At 36.3% G+C, this 14,764-nt stretch carries 16 protein-coding genes; 5 read left to right on the top strand and 11 right to left on the bottom strand.

The window, feature by feature from the left end:
* Nucleotides 1-2 precede the first annotated feature (2 nt).
* The 5 genes from ACM40_RS17600 to ACM40_RS17580 form a co-directional block, all read right to left on the bottom strand.
* Nucleotides 3-596 (bottom strand): Crp/Fnr family transcriptional regulator, encoded by a 594-nt coding sequence (locus tag ACM40_RS17600; protein WP_048504108.1) that lies wholly within the window; start codon nucleotides 594-596, stop codon nucleotides 3-5.
* Nucleotides 596-970: a bacillithiol system redox-active protein YtxJ gene (gene ytxJ, locus ACM40_RS17595; protein ID WP_048504107.1), complete on the bottom strand. Its 375-nt coding sequence runs from the start codon at nucleotides 968-970 to the stop codon at nucleotides 596-598. The genes ACM40_RS17600 and ytxJ overlap by 1 nt, the downstream gene beginning before the upstream one ends.
* On the bottom strand, nucleotides 967-1,428 hold the full coding sequence (locus ACM40_RS17590; RefSeq protein ID WP_228376210.1) for a DUF1569 domain-containing protein: 462 nt from the start codon (nucleotides 1,426-1,428) through the stop codon (nucleotides 967-969). The genes ytxJ and ACM40_RS17590 overlap by 4 nt, the downstream gene beginning before the upstream one ends.
* On the bottom strand, nucleotides 1,422-1,958 hold the full coding sequence (locus tag ACM40_RS17585; protein WP_048504106.1) for a YfiT family bacillithiol transferase: 537 nt from the start codon (nucleotides 1,956-1,958) through the stop codon (nucleotides 1,422-1,424). The genes ACM40_RS17590 and ACM40_RS17585 overlap by 7 nt, the downstream gene beginning before the upstream one ends.
* Before the next feature lie 170 nt (nucleotides 1,959-2,128).
* On the bottom strand, nucleotides 2,129-3,271 hold the full coding sequence (locus tag ACM40_RS17580) for a DEAD/DEAH box helicase (RefSeq protein ID WP_048504105.1): 1,143 nt from the start codon (nucleotides 3,269-3,271) through the stop codon (nucleotides 2,129-2,131).
* Nucleotides 3,272-3,454: 183 nt separating this feature from the next.
* On the opposite strand from ACM40_RS17580, the gene pncA reads away from it, so the two are divergent.
* A complete protein-coding gene (gene pncA / locus ACM40_RS17575) occupies nucleotides 3,455-4,060 on the top strand; it encodes a bifunctional nicotinamidase/pyrazinamidase (protein WP_048504104.1) in 606 nt (201 codons plus the stop codon).
* A 121-nt stretch (nucleotides 4,061-4,181) separates the two neighbouring features.
* Here pncA and ACM40_RS17570 read toward each other — a convergent pair whose 3' ends face one another.
* Nucleotides 4,182-5,363 (bottom strand): pseudouridine synthase, encoded by a 1,182-nt coding sequence (locus ACM40_RS17570; RefSeq protein WP_228376209.1) that lies wholly within the window; start codon nucleotides 5,361-5,363, stop codon nucleotides 4,182-4,184.
* A gap of 101 nt (nucleotides 5,364-5,464) precedes the next feature.
* Between ACM40_RS17570 and aroB the strand changes: the two genes are divergently transcribed.
* The 4 genes from aroB to ACM40_RS17545 all read left to right on the top strand — a co-directional run bounded on the left by aroB (nucleotide 5,465) and on the right by ACM40_RS17545 (nucleotide 9,637).
* Nucleotides 5,465-6,511 (top strand): 3-dehydroquinate synthase, encoded by a 1,047-nt coding sequence (gene aroB, locus ACM40_RS17565; RefSeq protein ID WP_048504103.1) that lies wholly within the window; start codon nucleotides 5,465-5,467, stop codon nucleotides 6,509-6,511.
* Nucleotides 6,512-6,790: 279 nt separating this feature from the next.
* The gene (locus tag ACM40_RS17560) at nucleotides 6,791-7,420 is read left to right on the top strand and encodes a porin family protein (RefSeq protein ID WP_048504102.1); all 630 of its coding nucleotides are present in this window, start codon (nucleotides 6,791-6,793) and stop codon (nucleotides 7,418-7,420) included.
* Nucleotides 7,421-7,738: 318 nt separating this feature from the next.
* Nucleotides 7,739-8,425, top strand: coding sequence for a porin family protein (locus ACM40_RS17550; protein WP_048504100.1), 687 nt, complete (start codon nucleotides 7,739-7,741; stop codon nucleotides 8,423-8,425).
* Between the two features lie 495 nt (nucleotides 8,426-8,920).
* Entirely contained in the window at nucleotides 8,921-9,637 is a 717-nt protein-coding gene (locus ACM40_RS17545) for a porin family protein (protein ID WP_048504099.1), read from the top strand.
* 99 nt (nucleotides 9,638-9,736) lie between these two features.
* Here the strand turns inward: ACM40_RS17545 and ACM40_RS17540 are convergent, their stop codons facing one another.
* The 5 genes from ACM40_RS17540 to ACM40_RS17520 form a co-directional block, all read right to left on the bottom strand.
* Nucleotides 9,737-10,684 carry a glycerophosphodiester phosphodiesterase family protein gene (locus ACM40_RS17540; RefSeq protein ID WP_048504098.1) on the bottom strand — a complete coding sequence of 316 codons (948 nt, stop codon included), beginning with the start codon at nucleotides 10,682-10,684 and terminating at the stop codon, nucleotides 9,737-9,739.
* Nucleotides 10,685-10,981: 297 nt separating this feature from the next.
* Nucleotides 10,982-12,481, bottom strand: coding sequence for an amidophosphoribosyltransferase (purF, locus tag ACM40_RS17535; RefSeq protein ID WP_048504097.1), 1,500 nt, complete (start codon nucleotides 12,479-12,481; stop codon nucleotides 10,982-10,984).
* Between the two features lie 108 nt (nucleotides 12,482-12,589).
* Entirely contained in the window at nucleotides 12,590-13,309 is a 720-nt protein-coding gene (gene purC, locus ACM40_RS17530; RefSeq protein WP_048504096.1) for a phosphoribosylaminoimidazolesuccinocarboxamide synthase, read from the bottom strand.
* A gap of 34 nt (nucleotides 13,310-13,343) precedes the next feature.
* On the bottom strand, nucleotides 13,344-14,039 hold the full coding sequence (locus tag ACM40_RS17525; RefSeq protein ID WP_048504095.1) for a DUF3307 domain-containing protein: 696 nt from the start codon (nucleotides 14,037-14,039) through the stop codon (nucleotides 13,344-13,346).
* A gap of 2 nt (nucleotides 14,040-14,041) precedes the next feature.
* Nucleotides 14,042-14,647: a SatD family protein gene (locus tag ACM40_RS17520; RefSeq protein ID WP_048504094.1), complete on the bottom strand. Its 606-nt coding sequence runs from the start codon at nucleotides 14,645-14,647 to the stop codon at nucleotides 14,042-14,044.
* Nucleotides 14,648-14,764 lie beyond the last annotated feature (117 nt).

The following is a 14,764-nucleotide window of genomic DNA, read 5'->3' as shown; positions in this document are numbered from 1 at the left end:
TCTTATCTGTCCGGAACAAAGTTTTTGCGGGCCAGTTCTTTTCTTACCCTGCTCAGGCTTTCCGGAGTGATTCCAAGATAAGAGGCAATCATCCATTGCGGGACTCTCAGAAGAAGATCAGGATACATCTTGATGAACTTCATATACCTTTCTTCTGCCGTTTCACCCAATAAGGAATTGATCCTGTTTTGAAGGCTTCTGATGTGCTTCTGTAAAAGGAAATCACTTCTTTCAATACTGTTAGGAAACTGTTCTACCAGTTTGTTGAAGAAGTCGGGATGAAGAAACAGGACTTCCGTATCTTCCACCGCTTCTATATAGTAAATAGATTTTTCGTTAAAATAAAGGCTGCTTCTGTCAGAAATAAGCCAGCTTTCCGGCGCAAATTGTATGATGTGTTCTTTTCCGTTCTTATCAATGGAATACATTTTCAGCAGTCCTTTTTCTACAAAGAATATATACCTGCAGATTTCACCATACTGTAAAAGAAACTGATTTTTAGGAATTTTCTTTACTTCATAGTGTAAGCTGCACATGTTCACTTTTTCTATAGGAACATTCAATACTTTAGCTAAATAAGTGTTTATATTCTTCATTATACAATCTGGCTTGTGGATATATCTTCATGCGAAGCGCTGTTGATGACTTTTCCGTTTTCTATGACAATCAGCTGAGGGCTCTCATGCCTGATTCCGAGGTTGTCAGATATTTTAATTGAAATCAGCCTGTGTTGAAGCAAATCTAAGTAATATAATTCCACATTATGATCTAAATTATCTATTTCTTTTTCAAAATTTTTCAATACAGTTTTGCTGATGAAGCATCGTGTTGAATGTTTGAAAATAGCAATTTTATGGTGATAGGAGCTTTCAATCGCTTTGGTCAGATCTTCCTCAGTTTCCAGTTCTTTCCAGAAAGATTTACGCTCAGGGTTTTCTTTTGCTCCGAATATTTTGTCAAAAAAACTCATAAATTAAATTGTTTTAAATGGTGATCCAGATGTTTGTACTCTAAAAATCCCCAGTCTTTTTCAGTCATTTTCCCGAATAACCTGTGGCGATCCGGAAGATTACGATTCTCAGATGCTGTCCGGAAAGAATTCAGTGTATTCAGCAGATTGGTTTTTGATTCATCAAAATCACATTCAAAATTAACGATTAGTTTTTGAAAAGTGGGCATGTTTGGGGGAATTCCGTTATTAAAGATCTGCATTTCCACTTTAGTTACTACTCCTATTGTCCTGAAAATGATATTTATTTCCGGAAGTTCAACTTGTCTTAAAGCCACCTGTAACACAAGATCACAATGTTTAAGCATCTGTGAAGCCGTCATTTTTCCCCATCTTGGAGGAGTACTTTCAGTCAGCAGAGAAATTCTTTGAACAATTTCCTCAAAATAAATTGAATTATGCAGGCTTTTCCTTACCACCCCTTTTCTTTCTTCAGATTTTCAATATGAGCAAAATGATGATTACAATGCCATACATACATGGCGAGATAGCTTCTCAGGTCGTAATTCCGGTTTTGTTCAGGATGATAAAAAGTTCTTTCGAATTGTTTATTGGTAAGTGTTTTAAGGAGTGCAGCCCATCTTTGATGAGTTCCTTTTATCATTCTCATGGCCGGTTTTATGGGCATATTGACACTGTCCTGAAGTTCTGCCCATTTGGCTTCGTCATAAGGTCTTATGGTAGGATTTTCCTCCGTTAATGCCAGTTTAAGACGAATAAAACTGTTGATATGGCTGTCTGCAATATGATTCACAAGTTGCCGCACCGTCCATCCTCCCTCTCTGTAAGGGGTGTCCAGCTGATCATCAGAGAAGTCTTCTATCAGGTTTTTAAGCTTTTCCGGAAAGTTCTTGATGACTTTAATATATTCATCAAGTTTGATATCGCAAATATTATCAGGTTGTTGGTATTCCCCGATAGGAAATTTTTTCTTTTCTAAGTCGCTCATTTGAATAGGTTTAATTTTTGGACAGTTTTTTAAATATCAGGATTGTAAATTTATCAAAAATTCAAGAATTTAAAATGAAGAAAGCATTAATTGTAGAGTTTTACAGACGGGAAATTGAATTGAAAAAGCTTCAATTCTGAAATTGAAGCTCTTATTACTTTTTTTATTGATTAATAGCCATGTAAGTTAATGTCTTCCGTTCTCTGAAGCGTTACCTTTTTACCCATTTTCTTCTGGATTACCCTGAAATGCTGCAGTTCATCATCCGTCAGAATACTGATAGCCGTTCCTTTTTCGTTGGCACGGCCCGTTCTTCCGATACGGTGAATATAGTCCAAAGGTGATCGCGGAAGTTCGTAATTGATGACACAGGGTAAAGATTCAATGTGAATTCCACGGCCAATTAAGTCCGTTGCCACTAAAATCTGAGCGCCGTTTACTTTAAATTCTTCTAAATTATTTCTTCGGGCACCCTGCGACTTCTGGCTGTGAATGGCTACTGCTTTTATTTTATTTTTTTTAAGCTTTTCTACCAGATTATCTGCTGATCTTGTAGATGAAACAAATATCAGGGCTTTTTCCACTTTCTTTTCCTTAATCAGATAACGCAGAAAAGGACCTTTATTTTCAGGAGAAACATGGTAGGCCAGCTGTTCGATATTATCAATCTCAACTTCTTCTTTTTTAATTTCAATGATTACAGGATTAATGGCTAACCGCTCCTTCATTTCGGACACCTTATCATTTAAAGTCGCTGAAAACAGAGTGGTTTGCTTTACAACAGGCATTAGAGCGAAAAGTTTATTCATTTCTTCACCAAAGCCTAATTGAAACATCTTATCTGCCTCGTCAATGACCAAATGCTGAATTCCTGAAATACTTAATGCATTATGATCAATTAAATCCAATAAACGGCCGGGCGTTGCAATAAGAACTTCTACCCCAAACATTCCTTTCATCTGTGGATTGATGGAAACACCGCCATAAACCGCCATTGTACGGATCTCACGTTTTAAATTTTCTGTAAAAGCTCTGAAAACTTCATCAATCTGAATGGCTAATTCACGGGTAGGAACCAATATTAAAACCTGAACATTCCTATCCTTTTTAACTTCCGAATTCTGTAGTTTTTCCAAAATAGGCATCACAAAACAGGCTGTTTTCCCGGAACCCGTCTGAGCAATTCCCATCAGATCTTTTCCCTGCAGAATGACAGGAACTGCCTGCTCCTGGATGGGAAAAGGCTTCAGATAGCCTAATTTGTTGACAGAATGAATAATATTGTGTGATAATCCTAAAGACTCAAATGACATAAAAATATTTATTTTCTGCAAAGATAAGCTATTGTATCTGGTAAAGCCTTACACTAATTGCTGTAAACGGGTTTTAATGATTTCAATCTTATATTCTGTCAAAAAAATTATTGCCGATTTGTCCGATAATTCAGTTTTGGAGAGTTTTTTGAGTAATTTTATCAAAATTCGAGAAATCTAAATATGAAAAAAGCGTTAATAATCGTAGATGTACAGAATGATTTCTGTGAAGGCGGCGCATTAGCAGTTCCGGAAGCCAATGAGGTTATTCCTTACATTAATCTTCTGATGGAAGAAAATGAATACGATCAGATCGTTCTCACTCAGGACTGGCACCCTGCCGACCATAAAAGCTTTGCCAGCAATAATAACAGAAAAGTAGGCGAAAGCATCATCCTGAACGGGGTTCCACAGTTTATGTGGCCGGATCATTGTGTCCAGGGAACTTTCGGGGCAGAGTTCCATAAAGACCTGAACAGGGATAAGGTAACCCACATCATTCAGAAAGGGAAAAATACAGAGATCGACAGCTACAGCGGATTTCAGGATAACAACCACTTTATGAAAACAGGACTGGATGATTTTTTGAAATATCACGACATCCAGCTTGTTGAAGTAGTAGGTCTTGCTTTAGATTACTGTGTGAAATTCACATGTCAGGATGCTGTAGCCAATGGTTATATCACTTGTCTTCATTTCAACGGAACAAAAGCAGTGAATGTAAAGCCTGATAATGGCAGAGACGCTATTTATGAACTGATCCAGAAAGGAGTTACCGTTCTTGGATAAACTATAAAAGTGTTTGATGAAATTTTTAATTTGAAAATGATACTCAAAATAAAAAGGCGCAGAAATAAATTTCTGCGCCTTTTATATTATACTTTCTTAAGCGATTAAAAAATTAAATTTATTAAAGCATCTTAAGATTATTCACTTCCAGTTCCGTAAGGATTCTCCAGTGTCCACGCTTGATATTCTTCTTGGTAAGACCTGCAAACATTACTCTGTCCAGCGCTTCCACTTCGTATCCAAGTCTTTGGAAAATTCTTCTGATCACACGGTTCCATCCGATATGAATTTCGATCCCGATTTCATTTTTCGGTTTTCCTTCGATGAAAGAAATCTGGTCTACTACGGCTACCCCTTCATCAAGACGAATCCCTTCCACAATCAGTTTCATGTCTTCATGCGTAAGTTTTTTATCCAATGTTACGTGATAGATTTTTTTGGCATCAAAAGAAGGATGGGTAAGTTTTTTCGTCATATGACCATCATTCGTTAAAAGAATAACCCCTGTGGTGGAACGGTCGAGTCTTCCTACAGGAAACAAACGGTATGGTGATGCATTGGCCACCAGGTCCATTACGGTTTTTCTTGCTTTATCATCCTTTGTGGTAGAAATATATCCTTTAGGTTTATTCAAAAGGACATATACCGGTTTTTCCGGAGTAATACCCTGCCCGTCAAATACCACTTTATCTGTTTTCTGAACCTGGTATCCCATTTCGGTTACCACCTGACCATTTACCTCTACCAATCCTTGTGTAATCAGCTCGTCAGCTTCTCTTCTGCTGCAAATTCCTGAATTGGCAATATACTTATTAAGACGGATGGTATCTTTATGAACATCCTTGTCAATTTTGTTTAATCTTCTTTTCTGTACAAAAGATCTTGCCTTGTCATCATTTCTGTCATCTCCGCTGGATGGCTTTCTTCCATATTTCAGGCTGCCTCTTTCATACTTGTCTCTGGTATCAAAACTTTTCCCGCCTCTTTTTGGAGCAGGTTTCCCAAAGGTTTTTCTCTCACGCCCTTCACTTGAATTGGTGATATATGCCCTGCTTTCAGTTTTTGCAGCCTCTTCATCTCTGCCGGCAGCAGCGTTTGTGCTTTTTTTGAAAGGTTTAGGTTCAAACCTGGAATTGCTTCCTTTATGGTCAGAATTTCTTTCACCCGCTTTTGGGAAAGACTTCTTAAAAGGTTTTGATCCTGAAGAATTTCCAGATCTGGAAGCACGAGAATCATCAGAATTGTTTCTTGTTGAAGTTCTTGGTCTTTTTGGTCGTTCTGAATTATTGTTATCTCTGCTCATTCTAAAAATTTCTGCAAAGATAGTAATTTAGTTACGAGTTAAAAATTAAGAATCATAACTTTGCAGAATAGTTTTATTTTAAATTTAAAGAAACTCCAATAATGATAACAATATTAAACGATGATTTTTCTCAATTAAATAACTTCCTTCATGAAAAAACTTTCAGCAAGATCTTTATTTTGGTTGATGAAAACACCCATGAATATTGTCTCCCGGTTCTTTTAGGCAACATGGAAACAGATTTAGGCTTTGAAATTCTGGAAATTGAGGCTGGTGAAGAAATGAAAAACATCCAGACTGCCAACCAGCTTTGGGAGATTCTTACCGAAATGCAGGCGGACAGAAAAGCGCTTGTGATCAATCTTGGTGGTGGTGTTATTACGGATATGGGCGGATTTGTGGCTTCTACCTATAAAAGAGGAGTCCAGTTTATCAATATTCCTACTACCCTTTTATCCATGTGTGACGCTTCCATCGGGGGGAAAACAGGGATAGACCTTATGCATTATAAAAATATGGTGGGAACCTTTGCCTTCCCTGAACAGATCTTTATCTACCCGAAATTCCTGGAAACCCTTCCATTTAAAGAATTACGAAGCGGTTTTGCAGAAATGCTGAAACATGGCCTTATAGCAGACAAAGCCCACTGGGAAAGCCTTATTCAGATTCATAAGCTTGATGTGAGTTCAGTAGTTCCTCATATTCAGACTTCAATGGATATCAAGCAGGATGTTGTGGAAAAAGATTTCCATGAAAAAAATATAAGAAAAACCTTAAATTTCGGGCATACTATCGGACATTCTGTAGAAAGCCTGTGCCTGAGCCAGGGAAATCCTATTCTTCATGGTGAAGCAGTAGCCATGGGAATGATCTGTGAAGCACATCTGGCCTATCTTGAAGGCCTTATTCTAAAAGAAGATGCAGCAAGTATCATTGATCATATCCAAAGATACTATCCCTATCTTGATATAAGTGATTTTACAGATGAAAGCATTACTGCCCTTTTACTGAATGACAAAAAAAATACGGACAGTAAAATTAATTTCTCTCTTCTTACGGGAATAGGCTCATGTACTTATGATTACCAATGCAGTCAGGAAAACATTTTAAAGTCTCTGGATTTTTACAGAAATATCAATAATGCGTAAATTGTTATTTAAAACCGCAGCTTTTCTGTATAATTTTAATGGAGTGCATAATTTAGACTTTTTCTAAACAATTGTTTGATTAAATATTTAAATTACTGAATGTCAATGATTTAAATATATTTTAATTCTAAAATCAACTTGATTCATTACTGACATTTGTCATGTTTCCTGTTTTTGGCAAGCAATTTGAAAGATACTCTCCGTCAAACTCAGTAGTAAGGTTTGACAGTAGTAAAATTTAAAATTAGAAAATAGTAAAATATTAAAAAAATTAAAGTTATGAAAAAGTTAATTTTTGGATTAGCAGTAACTGCAAGTTCACTAGCTTTCGCTCAACAGACTCCATCATCTTCTTCTAACCCGGTAACATTCGGTGTGAAAGGTGGAATGAACGTATCTTCTCTTTCTAAAGACGAAGGTTTAGATGATCAGAAATCTAAAATCGGTTTCAACGCAGGTGTATTTGCTAACATTCCAATCGCTGAATCTTTCAGTGTTCAGCCGGAGGTTTTATACTCTCAGTATGGATCAAAAGCAGATCAGACTATTTTTGGAACTAAGTATTCTACATCTACTAAACTAGATTATATTGCTGTACCGGTAATGTTCCAGTATAACTTAATTCCAAACCTTTATGTAGAAGCTGGACCAGAGTTCGGGTTTTTGGTAAGTGCTAAAAACAAATTAAAAAACGAAAGTAACGGAAATTCTACCACTTCTGATAATTACAAAGATCAATTACAAACATTCAACTTTGGTATCGGTCTTGGTGCAGGATATTACTTTACTCCTAACTTAGGAATTACTGCAAGATATGTAGCTGGGGTAACTGATATTTTCAAAGATAATTCTGGTGATGCTATCAGAAACAATACATTCCAGGTAGGATTAGCTTATAAATTCAAATAATAAGCTTTTACATTCAGAAAACAAATTTTTATATTCAATAAGAAAACCGGATTATTTATTAATTCGGTTTTTTTGTGGTATTTATTATTAATCTCAGCTTTTTGGCAAGGAGTTTGCCTGTAATGAAGTAAGCTGAAAAACCGGATTTTATCTGGTTGTACAGCATAAAATTTCTTCATATATAAATTGATTTCAATAGAAAAAGTCAGGTTTATTTATTTAAGCCTGACTTTTTCGCCTTTAATATGACTTTTGTCATTTTAATCCCTTTGGCGGGAATTTTGATAGTGTGAGAAGATCAATTAAAATTAAATAATCATGAAAAAACTAATTTTAGGCTTAGCATTAACAGGGAGCCTTTTGGTAAATGCACAGGAAAAAACCAAATCTTCTTTACCTGTTACTTTTGGGGTTAAAGCAGGGTTTAATGGCTCTACCCTTACTAAATCGTCCGGGGAATACGACAATGACACAAAATTAAAGGCAGGATTTAATGCGGGTGTATTTGCTAATATTCCAGTTGCAGAAAAATTCAGCATTCAGCCTGAACTTCTTTTTAACCAGATAGGTTCAAAAGGAGAAGATAAATATAAATTCTATTCAAGCTATCAGATATTTACCCAAGAATACGATTACAAATTGACTTTAAATTATATTGCTCTTCCAGTAATGGTACAGTATAATATTCTTCCTCAGCTTTATGTAGAAGCAGGGCCGGAATTCGGGATTTTACTGGGTGGAAAATCCAAGGGAGAGTCTACTTACACAGAAACTTCCGGAAATACTACTACAACAGGCACTCAGACCTATTCCAATAAGATCCCAATGGGGCTTTATAACAAGTTTAATTTTGGAATTGGTATTGGAGCAGGATATTATTTCACTCAAAATCTGGCTGCAACAGCTAGGTTTACAGCAGGTATTACAGATATCATCAAAGACAACCCTGGAGATGCCATCAGAAATAATGTATTCCAGATTGGTTTAGCTTATAAATTCAAATAATAAAATATATATTTTCAAAACGATGCCGGGCTCTCAGGAGTCCGGCATTTTTATATCTCCGGTTAGCCAATTATTAACCTAAGAATAGAAGTCTTTTTCATTGCTGGATGTAGTATATTTTTAGAGCTAATGGGTGACTTAATAAAAGAAATAATTCGCAGTAAGGAATCTGAAATTACAGTAACTGTTTCCTGACAAATAAGAACATACTCTTTCAAATTTCAAATTATTTATCTTCTTTTCCATCTGATTTCACCTCTATTAAATTGTCAACATAAAATCAATTTAGTTAAAAATCATAGTTAAAAATCAGATTTTCATAATATAATTTTTCATAAAAAACAGTTAAAAGTACTATTAAGACAATACTAAAAAACACCATAAAACCCCTTGTAGTAAGGGTTTTCAGAGTTTGGCAAGCATTTTGCAAAATAAATCAAGTCTGATTGAAAAATCGGATGAGAAGTAAAAATAGTAAAATTAAAAAATAAAATTATGAAGAAGTTATTTCTAGGGTTAGCAGTTGCTGCTGGCATGATGACATTTGCTCAGGAAACACAAGAAACAAAAACAGTAAACCCGGAACCCGTTAAAAAAGAAAAACAACCTATCAGATTTGGTATTAAGGCAGGAGGAAACTCTTCTTATTTCAGTGAGCAGAAATTAAGCCTTAATAACCAGAAAATCGGATTTCATGCAGGGGTTTTAGTTAATATTCCACTTTCTCAGAAATTCAGCTTACAACCAGAGGTTTTATATAACCAATTAGGGGCAAGAAATGTAATTTCCTCTACGGATGTAACCACTGGTGATACGAACATTAAGACTAAAAGCGATTACAAAACAACCATGAACTATATTTCTGTTCCTTTAATGGTGCAGATGAGACCTACAGAAAGATTTTATGTAGAAGCAGGACCTGAATTCAGTTATTTCATTAACGGGAAAAACTCAGGAAACAGCACTATTTCTACAACGACAGGAGGAGTTACAACCACTCAGTCTGTAACTAATTCTGAGGACATCAATAAGGACGATATTAACAAGTTTAATTTAGGTCTTGGTTTAGGTCTTGGATATGATATCACTGATAACATCGGTATCAACGCAAGATATATCAACAGTCTTACTGATATGAGAAATCATAAGCCTGAAGGTACTAATCCTCTTAACCACAGAACGTTTCAATTAGGCCTGAATTATAAATTCTAATAAATACCTACCAATTTTTTAACCGAAATGCAGATTACTGCAAGGTATAAAATAGCCGGAAGAATATCTTCCGGCTATTTATATTTACCAAGGATAGTATTATTCAAATATTCGCGGATCATCACTGATGACACCATCTATCCCTATATTCTTTAATTCTTTTAATTCTTCTTTGGTATTGACTGTCCATGGTATAACTTTCATTCCCAATGCATGACATTCTTTTACAAGTTCCGGAGTAACCAATATATGGTCCGGGCTGTAAATAGTCGGGGTAAAGCCCAGGAACTTTAAATCTCCTGCAACACCATTCAGATGATCAGGGTATTGCCTGAATTTCTCTGCAGGTATATTTTCGAAATGGTTCCGCTGCTGGGCAAGCTTTTTATCATCCACCTTTTCTACCAGTAAAGCAGTCATTATCTGTGGATACTCTTTATGAACAATTTCCAATGTTCTGGGATCAAACGACTGGATAATTACGCGGTCCTGAATTCCTTTTTCAATAATAATTTTCATCATCAGATCTACAAACTCTTTTGGTTCCGGATGAAATATATGATCTGAAAACGGACGTGTTTTTGTTTCTATATTATAAAAAGGCAAAGGTCTTTTTAACTCACGGGCATAAGCTTCACATGCATCTATTACTTCTGAGAAGAGAGGTTTCTGTACCTTCATCTTCTTTTGGTCAGGATAATTATTAAGCTTCTTTAAACCTACGTCAAATGTCCGGATCTTGGCATAAGGCATGTCATAAATCTTATAATAGAATCCTGAATCTTTCGGAATATAAGTTCCATCCGGCTTTGTTACCAGTTCAGGAGAAAGAAAAGCATCATGAGAAAGAATCACTTTTTTGTCCTTTGTGATTGCCAGATCCATTTCCAGTGTTGTAACATTCATTTTTAAAGCATTCTTCATGGCCGGAACCGTATTTTCCGGGTATAAAGATTTTCCTCCGCGGTGCGCCTGCTTATCAAAAGACTGGGAGAAATATAATTGGGCAAGCGCCAGAAAAATACCTGTTAAAAAAACTTTTTTCATATCCTGAAATTATATTGTGGCAAAATTAAAATTTGCTCTTCTATTGTGTGATACAGGAATGTTAAGCTTTTGATATATTTATGATAAGTGTGAAGCTGGAAGAGGGAGGATAGAAGATGCTATTGGACGGTTAGTTACTTATGAATCAGCTTTCATGGATAAGATTATCTTGAAATTTAAGGCCTCAATAACTTCCCTCTTCAAACTTCAGGCTTCCTTTCTCGTTTAAGTCCAACTTTATAAAACAAAAGAGCCGGATCATATGTCCGGCTCTTCATTTATTTCAAATTGATGGAATTAATTGAACAATTCTATCTCCTCTCCTTTTTCTACAGGATATTCTTCTGTAAAACATCCGAAGCAGTGGTTGGAAGATCCTAAAATTTCTTTCAGGTTGTCTGTGCTTAAAAATTCCAGTGAATCTACCCCTAGGTAATCTCTAAGCTGTTCCGTCGTCATATTTGCCGAAATAAGGTCATCCTTGGAAGGTGTATCAATACCTAAGTAGCATGGCGCAATAATAGGTGGAGAAACACTTCTGAAATGGATTTCTTTTACTCCCGCATCTTTCAGGATTTTTACCAGTCTTTTGGAAGTGGTTCCTCTTACGATAGAATCGTCGATGATCACTACTCTTTTGTCTTTGATCTCGGAAATAATCGGGTTAAGCTTAAGGTTCACTACTCTTTCTCTCATTTCCTGTGTAGGAACAATGAAGCTTCTTCCAATATACCTGTTTTTGATCAGAACCGGTCGGAAAGGTATTCCTGAAGCCTTAGAGAAGCCTATGGCAGCCGGAACTCCCGAATCAGGAACACCAATGACCACATCGGCATCTACAGGAGCCTGTTCCCAGATTTTTTCACCGGATTTCTCCCTGATCTCGTATACATTGATGTTTTCTAAGGTTGAATCCGGTCTTGCAAAATAGATGTATTCGAAAGAGCAGATTCTCTGCTTTCCTTTTTCTTCATTTACCATATAGGAATGAAGTTTTCCAGGTTCATTTTCGTTGGTGTAAATGATCTCTCCCGGAAGAATATCGCGAACGTATTGAGCTCCTACAGCATCAAGGGCAACAGATTCAGAAGCCACCACGTAAGAATTTTCGTTGATTGCTCCTAAAACCAAAGGTCTGATTCCGTTGAAATCTCTGAATGCAAAGAATTTATTTCTCGTCATTCCCACTACGGAATAAGCACCTTCTATTTTCTCCATGGTTGCCTTAATGGCCCCGCGAAGTCCCAAATCAAGATTTTTTTGAATTAATCTTAAAATAACCTCAGAATCGGAAGTTGCTCTGAAAACAACGCCTTCAGCTTCCAGTTCAGCTTTTAATTCTTTTGCATTGGTAAGGTTACCGTTATGCGCTATAGAAAGAATAATCTGGTCATATTCGTTTTTCGCGAAAAATGGCTGAAAATTATACTTCTTTTTGTCTCCTGCAGTGGTATAACGGGTATGCCCGATTGCAGAATTTCCCATAAAAGCTTCAGGATCCTGAATCTCTTTATAAACATCCAAAACCAAACCTTCATCTTTCATATTGGTGATTTTCCCGTCCTTTAAAACAGAAATACCACATGCTTCCTGGCCTCTGTGCTGTAATGCAAAAAGCCCGAACTGTGAAAGAGAAAACGTATCCAGATCATCATCAGAGTACATTCCGAAGATACCGCACTCTTCATTGGGAGCGTCCAGCCTCTCTTCTTCCTGTGTTCTGAAAAGATTTCTTCCGTAGGTTTGAGTTTCAAATTGTTTTAAATATTCACTTTTATGAATGTCTAAACTTTTCATTTCTATTTTTTCTAATCTAGATTTTATTTTGATAGATGTATAAATTAGATGAAAAATTAAATATTATGTTAAATATAAAAACTTAACATCTAATTTTTATCTAAAATCTTATTTATGAAGAAGCGTTTTAAGACGATTGTAGATTTCCACATACGCTTCAGTAACTTCTCCTAGGTCTCTTCTGAATCTGTCTTTATCCAGCTTTTTCATGGTATCTTTGTCCCAAAGTCTGCAAGTATCCGGAGAAATTTCGTCGGCAAGGATAATTTCACCGTCAGAAGTTTTTCCTAATTCAATTTTGAAATCAACAAGGATGATATTCATTTTATCAAAAAGATCGATAAGAATTTCGTTGATATCAGAGGTAAGTTCATACATTTCATCAAGCTCCTCATAAGTCGCTGCTCCTAAGAAAACAGCATGGTGATCATTGATAAGCGGATCTCCCAATTCGTCTTTTTTGTAGCAGATATCGAAAATGGTAACCGGAGATTTAATTCCTTCTTCCACTCCCAATCTTTGAGCCATACTTCCCGCAGAATAGTTTCTCACAACCATTTCCAATGGAATGATAGATACTTTTTTTACCAATTGCTCTCTTTCGTTCAATTGTTTAATGAAATGAGTTTTAATCCCTTTTTCATTTAAATATTCAAAAATAAGAGTGGTGATGGCGTTGTTCATTTCACCTTTCAAATCAACAGATCCTCTTTTCTGAGCATTAAATGCTGTAGCGTCGTCTTTAAAACGTACCACCACTTCATTAGGATTATCAGTAGCAAATACCTGTTTTGCCTTACCTTCGTACAACATTTCTTTCTTTTCCATTTCTAAATTCGTATTAGTTAGATTTATTTTATAATTACTTAATTAAAATTCCCGTTAAAACAGCCAATCCGAAACTCAGGAGCGTACCGATCAGTACGTATTCCGTCAGTTTGCGCTGTTTGGCCTGTGCCAGATCGCTGAATCTGAAAACCGATTTGGCAGCCACCATAAAACCAACCCCTTCCCAGTGATTCACCATAATAAAAGTGAAAACAAGAAGGCGTTCCAAAATCCCGATATATTTTCCGGCACTCGATAGAGATTCGGTCTGTAAACTGCTTTGAGTCTCCGGAACGGGAGTCCATGAAGACAATAATATTTTGATGAAAATTGAAGCCGGCGTCGTAAGGAATAATGCAGCCATTACTATTTTTAAAACTTCCTGGTTTTGCAGAAATTCCAAACTGAATTCCTTATAATAGAATGAAATTCCGGCAATCACAAGGATATGCAACAGCTGATCAATAAAAAACCATCTTTTTTTATTTTTTACGGTCTGGAAGATCAGTTTTGAAGCATCAATAATAAGATGGGTGCCTCCAACAAGCAGTGCAACCCACCACAGATCTGTGTTCCAAAGAAAAATAAAGCTTAAAACAGTATGAATCAGAACATGAAGATACAAATACGGGCTTTTCAGTTTACGGCGTTCCTTATCTGCAACCCAGGAATTTGGCTGAAGAATAAAATCTCCGAGTAAATGTGCCAATATGAGTTTAATAAAGATCATGCTTACAGTTCTGAGATTTTCTTTTTAAAATACTGGTTGGTTTCTACGATAAGGTCGTAGTTGGCGCGTTTCAGTCTCTGGCTTACCGAGGACTGTGAAATAGCAAATTTCTTAGCAAGATCTTCCTGTGTGATATCCTGATTCATGATCATTTCATGGATAATTTCTGCCGTAGCTACCGTCCAGCTGTCAAAATCCTTTGATGACCATTTCAGAAGGATATTTAAATCCCGGTCTACAGCTTCATTTGAGGTTTTTATCGAAACGGTGTGGCCGTCACTTTTTAAGTCATTCAATAGTCTTCCGGAATGCACGTAAGCTGTTCCGTTGGATTCGGTAATTTTTTCAGATGAAAAATTTTCTTCCCCAATGCCTATGGCAATTCTTACATCTAAATTTTCCTGACTTCTTATAAGGGACTTAATGGCTAGGAAACGCCAGAATACTTCATCTATACTGCATTTGAGCTGAAACTCGTCCCCTCTGTAGATTTCCCATGCGAGCGGTGAACTTCCCCAGTTTTCCAGGAGATTCTTGAGTCTGGTGATCCAAACTTCTGTGTCTGCATGCTGTGAATTTATAATATCACCGGTGATGACCGCTATCATTGTGCAAATATAAGCATAATTACTTATAAATAAAAAATATAAGCAGAAACACTTATAGATATTGATTATTAGTGAATCTGCTTATATCAATGATGCTTCTTTCAGGCAAAATAGCAA

It is taken from the genome of Chryseobacterium sp. BLS98, from assembly GCF_001045445.1.
Classification (GTDB): domain Bacteria; phylum Bacteroidota; class Bacteroidia; order Flavobacteriales; family Weeksellaceae; genus Chryseobacterium.
Note: the sequence above shows the minus strand (reverse complement) of the source record. Positions and strands in the feature narration are given on the sequence as shown.

Excerpts from the sequence above, each read along its gene's own strand:
- ACM40_RS17550 (WP_048504100.1), top strand. The coding sequence starts at position 7,739 with ATGAAAAAACTAATTTTAGGCTTAGCATTAACAGGGAGCCTTTTGGTA.
- ACM40_RS17560 (WP_048504102.1), top strand. The coding sequence starts at position 6,791 with ATGAAAAAGTTAATTTTTGGATTAGCAGTAACTGCAAGTTCACTAGCT.
- purF (WP_048504097.1), bottom strand. The coding sequence starts at position 12,481 with ATGAAAAGTTTAGACATTCATAAAAGTGAATATTTAAAACAATTTGAA.
- ACM40_RS17585 (WP_048504106.1), bottom strand. The coding sequence starts at position 1,958 with ATGAGCGACTTAGAAAAGAAAAAATTTCCTATCGGGGAATACCAACAA.
- purC (WP_048504096.1), bottom strand. The coding sequence starts at position 13,309 with ATGGAAAAGAAAGAAATGTTGTACGAAGGTAAGGCAAAACAGGTATTT.
- ACM40_RS17580 (WP_048504105.1), bottom strand. The coding sequence starts at position 3,271 with ATGTCATTTGAGTCTTTAGGATTATCACACAATATTATTCATTCTGTC.
- ACM40_RS17545 (WP_048504099.1), top strand. The coding sequence starts at position 8,921 with ATGAAGAAGTTATTTCTAGGGTTAGCAGTTGCTGCTGGCATGATGACA.
- aroB (WP_048504103.1), top strand. The coding sequence starts at position 5,465 with ATGATAACAATATTAAACGATGATTTTTCTCAATTAAATAACTTCCTT.
- ACM40_RS17540 (WP_048504098.1), bottom strand. The coding sequence starts at position 10,684 with ATGAAAAAAGTTTTTTTAACAGGTATTTTTCTGGCGCTTGCCCAATTA.
- ACM40_RS17600 (WP_048504108.1), bottom strand. The coding sequence starts at position 596 with ATGAAGAATATAAACACTTATTTAGCTAAAGTATTGAATGTTCCTATA.
- pncA (WP_048504104.1), top strand. The coding sequence starts at position 3,455 with ATGAAAAAAGCGTTAATAATCGTAGATGTACAGAATGATTTCTGTGAA.
- ytxJ (WP_048504107.1), bottom strand. The coding sequence starts at position 970 with ATGAGTTTTTTTGACAAAATATTCGGAGCAAAAGAAAACCCTGAGCGT.
- ACM40_RS17570 (WP_228376209.1), bottom strand. The coding sequence starts at position 5,363 with ATGAGCAGAGATAACAATAATTCAGAACGACCAAAAAGACCAAGAACT.
- ACM40_RS17525 (WP_048504095.1), bottom strand. The coding sequence starts at position 14,039 with ATGATCTTTATTAAACTCATATTGGCACATTTACTCGGAGATTTTATT.
- ACM40_RS17520 (WP_048504094.1), bottom strand. The coding sequence starts at position 14,647 with ATGATAGCGGTCATCACCGGTGATATTATAAATTCACAGCATGCAGAC.